Annotated in this window: 8 protein-coding genes (1 of these 8 cut by a window edge); 2 read left to right on the forward strand and 6 right to left on the reverse strand. The window is 74.2% G+C overall.

What is annotated here, in order from left to right; translation table 11 throughout:
- The 3 genes from ACFYXC_RS20525 to ACFYXC_RS20535 form a co-directional block, all read right to left on the reverse strand.
- Positions 1–5,566: the 5' end (the start) of a type I polyketide synthase gene (locus ACFYXC_RS20525; protein WP_389553515.1), read on the reverse strand. 23,648 nt of this gene lie to the left of the window's left edge; 5,566 of the gene's 29,214 nt are visible here — the first part of the coding sequence; its start codon is at positions 5,564–5,566; the stop codon falls past the left edge of the window.
- A 473-nt stretch (positions 5,567–6,039) separates the two neighbouring features.
- Positions 6,040–7,092, reverse strand: a complete 1,053-nt coding sequence (locus ACFYXC_RS20530) for a GDP-mannose 4,6-dehydratase (RefSeq protein ID WP_388919437.1) — start codon at positions 7,090–7,092, stop codon at positions 6,040–6,042.
- Between the two features lie 343 nt (positions 7,093–7,435).
- On the reverse strand, positions 7,436–8,398 hold the full coding sequence (locus tag ACFYXC_RS20535; protein ID WP_389553518.1) for an NAD(P)-dependent alcohol dehydrogenase: 963 nt from the start codon (positions 8,396–8,398) through the stop codon (positions 7,436–7,438).
- A gap of 102 nt (positions 8,399–8,500) precedes the next feature.
- Here ACFYXC_RS20535 and ACFYXC_RS20540 point away from each other — a divergent pair, with 102 nt between their 5' ends.
- Entirely contained in the window at positions 8,501–9,181 is a 681-nt protein-coding gene (locus ACFYXC_RS20540; protein ID WP_389553520.1) for a TetR/AcrR family transcriptional regulator, read from the forward strand.
- Positions 9,182–9,669: 488 nt separating this feature from the next.
- Positions 9,670–11,241 carry a discoidin domain-containing protein gene (locus tag ACFYXC_RS20545; protein ID WP_389553522.1) on the forward strand — a complete coding sequence of 524 codons (1,572 nt, stop codon included), beginning with the start codon at positions 9,670–9,672 and terminating at the stop codon, positions 11,239–11,241.
- 108 nt (positions 11,242–11,349) lie between these two features.
- Here the strand turns inward: ACFYXC_RS20545 and ACFYXC_RS20550 are convergent, their stop codons facing one another.
- The 3 genes from ACFYXC_RS20550 to ACFYXC_RS20560 form a co-directional block, all read right to left on the reverse strand.
- A complete protein-coding gene (locus ACFYXC_RS20550) occupies positions 11,350–11,841 on the reverse strand; it encodes a DUF5949 family protein (RefSeq protein WP_389553524.1) in 492 nt (163 codons plus the stop codon).
- Between the two features lie 201 nt (positions 11,842–12,042).
- Entirely contained in the window at positions 12,043–12,417 is a 375-nt protein-coding gene (locus ACFYXC_RS20555) for an SRPBCC family protein (RefSeq protein ID WP_389553526.1), read from the reverse strand.
- 61 nt (positions 12,418–12,478) lie between these two features.
- On the reverse strand, positions 12,479–12,742 hold the full coding sequence (locus ACFYXC_RS20560; RefSeq protein WP_389553527.1) for an HU family DNA-binding protein: 264 nt from the start codon (positions 12,740–12,742) through the stop codon (positions 12,479–12,481).
- Positions 12,743–12,912 lie beyond the last annotated feature (170 nt).

Below are 12,912 nucleotides of genomic sequence, written 5' to 3' on the forward strand. Positions count from 1 at the left end.
GCCACAGGTCGTCGGGCGAGCCGACGCCGCCGGGGTAGCGGCAGCTCATGCCGACGATGACGATCGGGTCGTCGGCGCCGGCGGCGGCACGACCCTGCGGGGCGGCGCCGGACGCGGCGGCCCCGGGGGCGGCGGCCCCGGGGGCGGTGTCGGTCAGTTCCCGCAGGAGGTGGCCGGCGAGGGCGGCGACGGTCGGGTAGTCGAAGATGACGGTCGCGGAGGTGCGCAGACCGGTGGCGGCGGCCAGCCGGTTGCGCAGTTCGACGGCGGTCAGCGAGTCGAACCCGAGGTCCTGGAAGGCCCGTTCGGCGTCGATGTCGTGCGCGGAGGCGTGTCCGAGCACGATGGCCGTCTGGGCGCGGACCAGGTCGACGACGGCCTCGGTACGGGCCTCCTCGTCGAGCCGGGACAGCCGCTGGGCGAGGCCCAGGGCGGTTCCGGAGCCGGTGCGCACGGTACGGCGGGTCCGGGTGCGGACGAGGCCGCGCAGCAGCGGCGGCACGTCGTCGGCAGAGGGTCCGCGCAGGACGGCGAGGTCCAGACGGGCCGGGACGACGGTGGCGCGGGGCAGCGCGAGGGAGGCGTCGAACAGGGCGAGGCCCTGCTCGACGGTGAGCGGGGGCGTGCCGGAGCGGGACATGCGCTCCAGGTCCCGCGCGGACAGCTCGCCGGTCATGCCGCCGGTGGGCACCCAGGGCCCCCAGCCCAGGGAGAGGCCGGGCAGGCCCGCGTCACGGCGCAGGGTGGCGACGGCGTCCAGGAAGGCGTTGCCCGCGGCGTAGTTGGCCTGGGCGGGGGCGCCGGTGGTGCCGGCGAGGGAGCTGAACACGACGAACGCGGCGAGGTCCAGGCCGGCGGTGGCCCGGTGCAGGTGCCACACGGCGTCGGCCTTGGGCCGCAGGACCGCGGCGAGGCGGTCCTCGGTGAGGGATTCCACGAGGCCGTCGTCGAGGGTGCCGGCGGTGTGCACGACGGCGGTGACGGGGTGGTCGGCGGGCACGGAGGCGAACAGCCGCTCCACCGCCCGCGGATCGGCGGCGTCGCAGGCGGCGAGGGTGACCTCGGCGCCCGACTCGCGCAGTTCCGCGAGGAGTTCGGCCGCGCCTGGGGCGTCGGGGCCGCGGCGGCCGGCGAGCAGCAAATGCCGTACGCCGTGCTCGGTGACCAGGTGACGGGCGAGCACGGCGCCCAGGCCGCCGGTGCCGCCGGTGACGACGACGGTGCCGTCGGGGTTCCAGGGCGCGACGGTGTCGCCGTCGCCGGGGCGGACCCGGGTGAGGCGGGCGCCGAGCACCGCGCCGTCGCGCAGGGCGGTCTGCGGCTCGTCGCCGGCCAGGGCGGCGACGAGTCCGGCGGGCAGGTCGTCCGCGGGCGCGCCGGGGTCGAGGTCGAGCAGGCCGAAGCGGCCGGGGTGTTCGGTCTGGGCGGAGCGCACCAGGCCCCAGACGGCCGCGGCGGCCGGGTCGGTGACACCGCTGCCGCCCGCGGCGACCGCGCCCCGCGTGACGAACACCAGCCGGGAGCCGTCCGGGGCGTCCCCGGCGAGCCACTGCTGCACCTGCCCGAGGACACGCGCGGTGAGGGCGTGGACGGCGGCGGGTACGCCTTCGCCGACGAGTACGCCGTCACCGGCGGGTACGCCGTCACCTGCACCCGTGACGGGCGCGAGCACCAGCGCGGGCGTGTCGGCGCCGAAGACGGGTTCGGTTGCGGTTGCGGTTCCGGTGGTGGCTCCGGCTCCGGCTCCGGCGAGGACGCTGACCGGGGTTCCGGCGGCCGTGAGGGCGGCCGCGAGCCGGTACGGGTCGGTGCCGAGCAGGCCGACGGTACCGGTGAGGTCCTCGTCGGCGGAGCCGGAGGTGCGGGCCCAGTCGAGCGCGAACAGGGCGTCCCGTTCCAGCGCGGTCGCGGCGGCACCGCGTGCGTCGGGGGCGGACCGCAGCACCAGGGAGCCGACGGTGGCGACGGGCGCGCCCGTGGTGTCGGCGACGGCCAGGGTGACGGCGTCGTCGCCCGCCGGGGTGATGCGCACCCGGGCCTCGGCGGCGCCGCTCGCGTGCAGGGTGACGTCCTGCCAGGCGAAGGGCAGCCCGCCGCGGGCGTCCTCGCCGAGCGGGGCGAGGGCGGTGACGTGCAGGGCGGCGTCGAGCAGCGCGGGGTGCAGACCGAAGGAGGCGGCGTCGCCGGCCGGTCCGGCGTCGAGCGCGACCTCGGCGAAGGTCTCCTCGCCGCGCCGCCAGACGGCGCGCAGGCCGCGGAAGGCGGGCCCGTAGGAGAAGCCGGCTTCGGCGAGACCGTCGTAGAAGCCGTCGAGTACGACGGACTCGGCGTCCTGCGGCGGCCAGACCGCGGCGTCGAAGCCCCCGGCCTCCCCGGCGCTGCGGTCACCGGGGGCGAGGGTGCCTGCGGCGTGCTGGGTCCAGGGCCGGTCCTCGTCGCCGTCGGGGCGGGAGTACAGGCTCAGGGTGCGGCGACCGGTCTCGTCGGGGCTGCCGATCCACACCTGGACCTGGACCCCGCCGTCCTCGGGCAGGGCGAGCGGCGCGGCCAGGGTGAGGTCCTCGACGCGCTCGCAGCCGACCTCGTCGCCGGCCCGCACTGCCAGCTCCAGGAAGGCGGTCCCGGCCAGCAGGACGGTGCCGCGCACCGCGTGGTCGGCGAGCCAGGGGTGGGTGCGTACCGAGAGGCGGCCGGTGAGGAGCAGGCCGTCGGAGTTGGCGAGGGTGACGGCGGCGGCCAGCAGCGGGTGGTGGGCGGCGCCGAGTCCCGCGGACCGCAGGTCGCCGGGGAGCCCGGTGACGCCCTTGGGCCAGAAGCGGCGGTGCTGGAAGGCGTAGGTCGGCAGGTCGGCGCGGGCGGCACCGGTGTTCTCGAACCAGCCCTTCCAGCGCGGGGCGGTGCCTCGCAGGTAGAGGCCGGTCGCGGCCTCGGTGAGGGCGGTGGCCTCGGGGCGGTCCTTGCGCAGCGCGGGCAGCACGGCGGCGGGCTCGTGTCCCTGGGCGTCCAGGACGGTGCGGGTGAGGGCGGCGAGGGTGGCGTCGGGGCCGAGTTCGAGGAAGAGGCCCGTGCCGTGTCCGGCCAGCCAGGAGACGCCGTCGGCGAAGCGCACGGCGTGGCGGACGTGGTCGGTCCAGTGGCCGGCGGAGGTCAGTTGCTCGACGGTGGCGGGCGCGCCGGTCAGGTTGGAGACGACCGGGATGGTGGGCGCCTGCGGGGAGAGTCCGGCGACGACCGTCCGGAACTCGTCCAGCATCGGGTCCATGAGCGGCGAGTGGAAGGCGTGGGACACCCGCAGGCGGCGGGTGCGGCGGCCCAGGGCGGCGATGTGTCCGGCCACGGCCTCGACCGCGTCGCGCTCACCGGCGACCACCACGGCGGAGGGGCCGTTGACGGCGGCGACGGAGACCTGTCCGGCGTGTTCGGCGACGAGCGGCGCGACCTCGTCCTCGGTGGCCTCCAGGGACACCATCGCGCCGCCCTCGGGCAGCGCCTGCATGAGCCGGCCGCGCGCCAGCACCAGGGTGCAGGCGTCCTCCAGGGTGAACACCCCGGCCACGTGGGCGGCGGCGATCTCCCCGACGGAGTGGCCGGTGAGGTGGTCCGGGACGACTCCCCAGGACTCGACGAGCCGGTAGAGGGCCACTTCGAGGGCGAACAGGGCGGGCTGGGCGTACTCGGTCCGGTCGAGCAGGGCGGCCTCGTCGCTGCCCTCCTCGGCGAACATCAGGGTGCGCAGCGGCCGGTCGAGCCCGGCGTCGAGGTGGCTCAGTGTCTCGTCGAGGGCGCGGGCGAAGACCGGGAAGCGTAGCGACAACTCGCGTCCCATGCCCGGCCGTTGGGAGCCCTGGCCGGAGAAGAGGACGGCGAGCTTGGTCCGGCCGCGCAGCTGGTGGGTGGTGAGGCCGGGGGCGTCCTCGCCCGCGGCGAGCGCGGTGAGGAGCGCGACGGCGGTGTCCCGGTCGGCGGTGGTGAACGCCGCCCGGTGCTCGAAGGCCGAGCGGGTGGTGGCCAGGGCGTGCGAGACGTCCAGGGCGGGCAGTCCGGGGTGGGCGGCGAGGTGGTCGAGGAGCCGGCCGGCCTGGGCGCGCAGCGCCTCGGGGGTGCGGCCGGACAGGAGCCAGGGCAGTGCCCCGGCCTCGATCGTCTCGGCGGCCTCGGCGGTCTGGGCGGGGGCGGCCTGGTCGTCGCCCTCGGTCCCGGCGGGGCGTTCGGCCGGGGCCTCCTCGATGATGGTGTGCGCGTTGGTGCCGGACAGCCCGAAGGAGGAGACGCCCGCGCGGCGGGGGGTGTTCTCGCGGCGCGGCCAGGGGACGGATTCGGTGAGCAGCCGGACGTTGCCCTCGGTCCAGTCGACATGGCTGGAGGGCCGGTCCACGTGGAGCGTGCGGGGCAGCAGGTCGTGGCGCATCGCCAGGACCGTCTTGATGATGCCGGCGATCCCGGCGGCGGCCTGGGTGTGACTGATGTTGGACTTCACCGAGCCCAGCAGCAGCGGCCGTTCGGGGTCGCGTCCCTGGCCGTACGTCGCCAACAGCGCCTGGGCCTCCACCGGGTCGCCGAGGACGGTACCGGTGCCGTGCGCCTCCACCACGTCGACGTCGGCGGTGGTCAGCCGGGCGCTGACGAGGGCGGACTCGATGACGCGCTGCTGGGAGGGGCCGTTGGGGGCGGTCAGCCCGTTGGAGGCGCCGTCCTGGTTGACGGCGGAGCCGCGGACGACGGCCAGGACGTGGTGGCCGTTGCGGCGGGCCTCGGAGAGCCGTTCCAGGACGAGGACGCCGACGCCTTCGGACCAGCCGGTGCCGTCGGCGGCGTCGGCGAAGGACTTGCAGCGGCCGTCGCCGGCCAGACCGCCCTGGCGGGCGAACTCGACGAAGGTGGTGGGGCTCGCCATCACGGTGACGCCCGCCGCGAGCGCCAGCGAGCACTCCCCCGCGCGCAGCGACTGGGCGGCCAGGTGCACGGCGACCAGGGAGGAGGAGCAGGCGGTGTCGACGGTCACGGCCGGGCCGACGGCGCCGAAGAAGTAGGAGAGGCGGCCGGACAGGATGCTGGTGGCGTTGCCGGTGAGCTGGAAGCCCTGCACGTCGTCGTCGGGGCCGACCCGGTAGTCCTGCGGCATGGCGCCGACGAACATGCCGGTACGGCTGCCGCGTACGCCCGCGGGGTCGATGCCGGCCCGCTCGAACGCCTCCCAGCCGGTCTCCAGGAGCAGGCGCTGCTGCGGGTCCATGGACAGCGCCTCGCGGGGCGAGATGCCGAAGAAGTCCGGGTCGAAGGCGGGCGCGTCGTGCAGGAAGCCGCCCGCGAAGTCGGCCGGGCCGTCGCCGACGGCCGCCTCCCAGCCGCGGTCGGCGGGCATGGCGGTGATGCCGTCCTCGCCGGCGACCAGCATCCGCCACAGGTCCTCGGGGCTGCTGACACCGCCCGGGTAGCGGCAGCTCATCCCGACGATCGCGATGGGCTCGGTCGCCGCGGCCTCCAGCTCGCTCACCCGCTGCCGGGAGCGCTTCAGGTCCGCGCTCGCCCGCCGGAGGTAGTCCCGGAGCTTCTGTTCCTTGTCCATATCAACGCAACCCATCTGGAAGAAGACCGGCGGACGGCTGGCGGTCCGACGTGGACACCGGGCGCCCGGGGCGGCCGTACGGCACCGGTACGGCCGGGGTGTCCGGGGTGTCCGAAAGTGGGAGGACGGCTGGGGGCGGGACCGCGGCGGTCCGCCCGGAGCGGTGTCTCACGTGTGTCCGGGAGAGGGCGGGGTGCCGCGCCGCGGGCGGCGGTCCCCTGGCGATCCCCCGGCACGCGGGCGGGCGGGCAGCGCCCGGACCGCTCCTTCGGAGCACGCACCCGGTGCGCGTGCCGTGCACACAGTTCCGCTGACCATGGGCCCAGTCTGCGGCGGCCCGGCTTTGGAAATCCCTAGTGTGTGACGGCCGGGTGCGCGGCACGTCCCACCGGTGCGGTACGCGGCAGGGCCCGCCCGGTGCACCGTCGGGCGGGCCCTGCCCGTGACCGGGCGCCCAGGACGTTCCGCCGGGCCTACCAGTTGCCCATGGGACCGGTGGAGCCGGTGGCGAGGAGGCGGCTGTAGTCACGCTCGCGGGACGCCTGGCGCAGGTCGGACTCGACCATCATGCGCATCAGTTCCTCGAAGTCGACCTCGGGCTCCCAGCCGAGCTCCCGGCGGGCGTTGCCCGAGTCCGCGCAGAGCGTCTCCACCTCGGCGGGGCGGACGAGTCCCGGGTCGACGACCACGTGGTCCCGCCAGTCGAGACCGACGTGCTCGAACGCGATACGGGCGGCGTCCCGGACCTGGTGCATGGCGCCGGTGCCCACCACGTAGTCCCCGGGCTCCTCCTGCTGGAGCATCAGGTGCATGGCGCGGACGTAGTCGCCGGCGAAGCCCCAGTCGCGCTCGGCGTCGAGGTTGCCGAGGCTGAGCTTGTCCATCATGCCGAGCTTGATCTGCGCGACCGCGAGCGAGATCTTGCGGGTGACGAACTCCGCGCCGCGGCGCGGGGACTCGTGGTTGAACAGGATGCCCGAGACGCCGTACATCCCGTACGACTCACGGTAGTTGCGGGTGATGTAGTGGCCGAACGCCTTGGCGACGCCGTACGGGCTGCGGGGATGCAGAGAGGTGGTCTCCCGCTGCGGGCTCTCCGCCACCTGGCCGTACATCTCGGAGGAGGACGCCTGGTAGAAGCGGATCTGGCCGCGGGCGGTGCCACCGGAGGACTTGCTGAGGCCGGACACCATCCGTACGGCCTCCAGCATGCGCAGCACACCGGTGCCGTTCACCTCCGTCACCAGTTCGGGCTGCTGCCAGGACATGGGGACGAAGGAGATGGCTCCCAGGTTGTAGACCTCGTCGGGCTGGACCAGGTCCACGGCCGACACCAGACTGCCCTGGTCCATGAGGTCGCCGTCCGCGAAGGACAGTTCGGGGATCAGCTTGGCGATCCGGTCCTTACGGGGGTTGGCCTGTCCCCGGCAGAGCCCCCACACCTGGTAGCCCAGGCCGAGGAGGTGTTCCGCCAGGTACGAGCCGTCCTGTCCGGTGATTCCGGTGATGAGTGCACGCTTGGACATCTTCCCTCTTTCCACCGCCACGGTGAGGACCGGTCGGGCGGATGTCCGCGCCGGTGGGGCGGACTGATCGACACCCAATGCGTCCCGTGCGTGCCGGGCGGACGGTGTTCGCCCACGTCGGAGCACGCGACGCACGGCCTGCGCTCACGAGCCGTCCTCGTCGCAGCCATGCAAGCACGGGCGGAGCTAAGGAATTTGCGAGTCTTCGAGCGCACCCCGGCCGGCCCGAACCGGCTGCAACCGACAGGTAAGCCGCACACCTGCGCACGTACCGTCGTGGTCGTCGGCCGGGTCCCTCCACTCCTCGGCGGGCCGCGTGGCGGTCGCGCCGCGCGATCAGGGCTCAGTCGACCCTGACCACGTACTTGCCCCGCACCCCGCCGGCCTCCAGCGCCCGGTGTGCCGCGGCTGTCTCCTCCAGCGGGAAGACCGTGTCCACCACCGGCCGCAGTCTCCCCTCCGTCACCTGGCGGGCGAGGTCGTCGAAGAGCGCCCGCCCGGGGTTGCCGCTGAAGAAGCGCACCCGGCGGCGGCCGTACAGAGCGCTGCCCGCGATGTAGCCCAGGGAGGCGGCGGGCCGTGTGAGGTCGAAGGCGATGGTGACCATGCGTCCGCCGGGACCGAGCAGGTGCCGGAAGGTCCGCAGGTCGCTGCCCGCGGTGTCGAGGACGACGTCGAACAGACCCAGTTGCGAGGGCCGGACGGTCCGGTGGTCGACGGCGTGGCGGGCGCCGAGCGCGCGGACGAGGTCGAGGTTTTCGGCGCGGGCCAGCGCCGTGACCTCGGCGCCGTACGCCTGACCGAGCTGGACGGCGGCGTTGCCGACCCCGCCCGCCGCGCCGCGTACGAGGAGGCGTTCGCCGGAACGCAGTGTGGCCTTGTCGCGCAGCGCGGTGACGGCCGTGGTGGCCACCGGGAGTGCCGCCGCGTCGACGAGGTCCAGCCCGTCCGGGACCCGGCCGAGCCGCTCGGCCCGTACGGTCACGTACTCGGCGGCGCTGCCGAATCCGGAGCGGCCCAGGATGCCCCACACCCGGTCGCCGACCGTGAAGCCCGTCGTGCCGGTGCCGAGGGCGGCCACCTCTCCGGTGAGGTCGAGGCCGATGCGCTGGGGGAACGTGCGGCCGGTGAGGAGGCGGACCCTGCCCGCACGGGCCGCGAGTTCGCCGCCGTTGACGCTGAACGCACGTACGCGCACGAGGACCTCGCCGGGTGCCGGTTCGGGGCGTGGTATCCGTCCCACGTACAGCACCTCGGGGCCGCCGTACCGGTCGAAGAGTACGGCTCTCATCATGCGGTCGTTCATCGTTCCCACCTTCGTCACCAGCGGTCGTGCGGGGATCTCGGCGCGAGCGTAGGCTGGGAAACGGACGACATCGTCCGTTTGTGTCGGAGGTGAGAGACAGTGGTGGGGGAATCCTCTCGGATCACGAGTCGGGACGGGCTGCGCGCGGACGCCCGGCGCAACCGGGAGCGCATCCTCGTCGCCGCCCGCGCGGTCTTCGCCGAGCACGGCATTGACGCGCCCATGGCGACCGTGGCCCGGTGGGCCGGGGTCGGCGTGGCGACGCTGTACCGGCACTTCCCGACCCGCGATGCCCTGGTGCGGGCCGCGTTCGCACGGCAGACGGAGATCTGCGGCCGGGCACTGGCCGAGGCGCTGGCCGACCCCGATCCGTGGCGGGGCTTCCAGCGGCTGGTCGAGACGGTCTGCGAACTCCAGCGGGAGGAACGGGGGTTCCCGGCGGCGTTCGTCACGGTCTTCCCCGACAGCACGGCGGAGCAGGCGCGGGTCCGGGAACAGGCCGAGCGGGACCTGCTGACCTTGATCCGCAGGGCGCAGGCGGCGGGCGCGCTGCGGGCGGACTTCCACCCCTCCGACCTCGGCGTCGCCCTGTTGTCGCACTGCGGGCTGGTCACCGCGCTGCCGCACGACCGGGCGGCGTCCCGGCGGCTGGTGGCGTTTCTGCTCCAGTCGTTCCGCGCCGAGGCGGCCCATCAGGCGCTGCCCCCGCCCAGCACCCTGTCACTGCGCAGTCTTCCGCTCGCGGCCGACGACTCCAGGAGACCGAGGGCTTCACGGGCCTGAGGCGCGGCGGCGCCCGCCGCGGAAGCGGCCCTGCCCGGCGGGGGAGGCAAGACAGGGCCGCGCACCGGGGCACCGTGAGCTCTCCAGTCACGCGGCTCTGAGCGAGCCGCCGAGATCCGGCAGCGCCCCTATGGGCGACTATCGCACTGGAACACATTCCCCTGGCATATTTCAGCCACGGTCGAAGCAGCTGGTGACACGCCCCGCCGGCTCCCACGACGGCGGCGGTGACCGAAGCGGTTACTGGGCGGGCGGGGTCTTGAGTTCCTCGACAACTGCCTTGCTCCGTACGGCGAGCAGCCGCGGTCACCCTTCGGAGCCCTTCTCGACTGGCCGGATGCGACCGGCCGGAGCGCAACGGCGGTGTCTGCGGTGCCCCTGAGGCGGAAGTGACGGGTGTTGTCAGAGGGGACCGCTAGCGTCTCGGACGACTGCCCGACCGCTTCCGCGGCGGCCGGTCTCCCCAACAACCACGAGGAGCGCCCCAGATGGCCCCTGTTCTGGTCGATTTCGCGACCCGGCCCGCCGAGTTGTCGAACGCCGTCGCCCGCCATCACCGATGTGTGATCGCCTCCTCGTACGTCGCGGTGACGGCCGGCGGCCACCTCAAGGTCGACTTCGCGGTGGACGGCGGGGAGGACACCCAGGAGTCGGTCCTGCGCGTCACGGTGCTCGGCTCGGCCGTCCCCATGGACGTCGCGCTCAACGACGAGGTGGTGACCGAGGGGTTCTCCCTGCCCGACGACGGCGATCCGGGCGGCGTGCGGGAGTACCTGCTGAGCGTGCCGGGCAAAGCCCTCCGGCAGGGAGTCAACGTCCTCCGGATGAGCAACGCGGGCAGCGCCGGCGACGGCGACGGCCTGCTGCGGATACGGACGATCACGGTGGACCCCGCCGAGGACGCCGGCCGTGCGGAGCGTGTCGTCGCGGCCAGGACGGGTGGGCGGGCCGTCTGGACCTTCGCCACCGAGCGGCGCGTCCTGGACGCGCCCACCTGGCAGCCGGGGCCGCGCCTGCTGTTCCACCTCGACCGGGGAGAGGGGGACGCCGCCACCCGGCTGTCCTGGCGTGGGACCGACGGCGCGGAGTCGGCCGTCGCGTTCCGCAGCGATCTGTCCGGTTTCCACGGCCACTTCCGGGCCGCCGACGGCGTCATCGGCGAACTGCGGGGCACGCTCACCGAGCGCAGGACCGCCGCGGAGGGCGACGGCCTCCGCGGCCATCACTTCACCACCGAGGAGGAGCGCGACGGCGTGTGGCGCCCTGTCGGCCGACTGCGTCTGCTGCTCGACGACGGCGGCGCGCCGGTGGAGCGCGTGTCGTGGAGCGACCGCCGGGGCGACGCGGCCTCGCTCACGCTGCGGACCGCTGTCACGGGAGTGTCCGGTTCGCCGGCCACCGGCGAGCGGCGGGACGTCACCGGGAAGGTGTCCAGGGTGGAGGCCAGCGAGGAGTTCGACGAATGGGGCGAGGTGGCGGCCAATCTCCTGCACCGGGCGAGCGACAAGTGGCTGGCCCACGAGGACTCCGCCGACCTGGAGTTCACCTTCGACAGCCCGGTCGCCGTCACCGCGTACAGCCTGACCTCCGCCAACGACTGCTCCGACCGCGACCCGTCGGACTGGTTCCTGGAGGGCTCCCACGACGGTAGGACCTGGGCACGGCTGGACACCCGGGAGAACGAGCGGTTCGGCAGGCGCTTCGACACCAGGGAGTTCTCGTTCCCCAACTCCGTGGGGTACCGGCACTACCGTCTGCGCATCACCGCCAACTCGGGTGCGGACGAGACGCAGTTGTCCCGCGTGCAGTTCTTCGGCGTCGAGGGTGGTGACACACCCCCGCAGCCCGGGGTCTGCGACTTCGTCGGCTACCGGCAGGGCGCCGGTGCGGAACCCGTGGGCTACCGCGGCACGAGGCTCCCCGCCCCCGTGGCGGGACCGGCGGACGAGGACGACTCGGACGGGGAGCAGTTGCTCGCGGGAGACTTCTCCGCCACCGCCCGGAGCTTGGAGGACGCCGCGCACCTCCTCGACCGGCTGACCCGGTACCTGCGCCCCTGACGTCCGCGTGGCGGCCCCGGCCCCGCTGGGCACCGAGGAGCCACACACCGAGAGAGCCGCACGCAGAAGGAGCCGCACACCGAAGTGTGCGGCTCCTTGCCGACCGGGTCAGCGGTCGCGCAGCTTGCGGGCCGGGAGGGCGACGGTGGCCGCCGCCTTGAGGGTCTCCTCGTCGTTGGCGAAGGCGGCCAGCGCCTCGTTGTCGTCGAGGTCACCGCCGGGCCACGGGCGCGTGGTCAGGACGAGACACGCACAGCCCCGCTCCGCGACGGCCTTCAGCCACTCCGCCGAGGGGACGATCTGGGCGTTGATCTGCGGCATGGTGAGGACGATCGAGCCGTCCACGACGAGCAGGCTGATCGGCAGGGCCGGGCGGGTGGAGGCGTCGACGAGACCCTCCTCCGTGGAGAGCCCGGCGTTGTGGAGCAACTGCGCGACGGAGGCCGACGAGCCCTCCGGGCCCTGCTCGCCGTCCCCGAGGGAGCAGGCGAGGATGTAGGGAACATTGCCCTGAGGGGTCTCGCGGCTCCAGGACATGGCCACGAGCGTGCCCAGTTCGGCGGAGCGCACCGGGCGCGCTTCTGTTGAGTTCGAGGTCATCCGGGAACCGTATCGACGCCACGCGGGCCGGCCCGCCCACGCTCACCCGACCGGGCGACACCCCCGCGCAGCTCCACCCGAACGAAGGACGAACGGCCGTACGGGCAAGGGCCCCACCGGTGGGGCGGCCGGGCGCGGACAGGTGCGGACGGGGGCGGGGACGAGGGTGCGGACGGGTGCGGAAAGGCGCTCAGAGACGGACTAGCCGGCGCAGGGCGAGACGCGCGAGGGGGGGGCGTAGGCGACCAGCGCGAGCAGTGGTCCCTGCATCACGAGCCGCGTCTCGGCGCCGGCGCCGGTTCCGGTGCCGCCGCGTCGTGGGCGCACGTCGTGCAGGAGCCGCACCCGCCAGCTCCAGCTGCGCCGTTCGTGGTCGACATCCTCGATGACAAAGGCGACGGCGGGACCGAGTACGGGCTCGACACTCCCCCGTGCCCCGGGCGCGATGTACGCCGTATCCGTGTGCACCGCCCGGATCTGCGGCGACCAGTCGGGCCACTGCTGGAAGTCGGTGTAGCGCCGCCACACCGTGCCGACCGGGGCGGGCCCGGCGGCCCGCAGGTTCAGCGTGGCCATGGACGGGGCCGGCAGACGGTGTGTCCGGCCGGCGGACGGCCGGCGCCGGGTGGTGCCGCACTCACCCGGCACCGTCCCGCAGGTACGAGGCCAGGGCCTTGCCCGGCCGGAAGGCGGCCGTCCCGTCTGCGCCGTGGAAGTCGCCGAAGCTGCCCAGGACGACCGTCTCCCCCGCCCTGACGGCCTCGGCGATCAGACCGGGATGTTCCACGGTCCCGAACAGCGCGTCCAGTACGCGCTCGACGTCCTGCGGTGCGAGCCGCTCGGCGTCTCCCGCCGCTCCGGTCCGGCCCGCGGTCTTCTCGATGAGCTGGTGCTTGTCCATGCGCCGAACCTGTATCCCGTCATGGTGCTCGAACGCCCGCGAACCCTGTCGTCGCGTACCCGGGTTTTCGAGGAGCGAAGTGCTTCCCCACCACGATCACGGCTGAGAGCGTTCGGCGCACCTCGCCGCGAAGGGTGTCCTCATGCTGTCACCTTCGTTGGTGATCAAGA

The sequence above is a fragment of the Streptomyces sp. NPDC002701 genome (genome assembly GCF_042889045.1).
GTDB lineage: Bacteria > Actinomycetota > Actinomycetes > Streptomycetales > Streptomycetaceae > Streptomyces.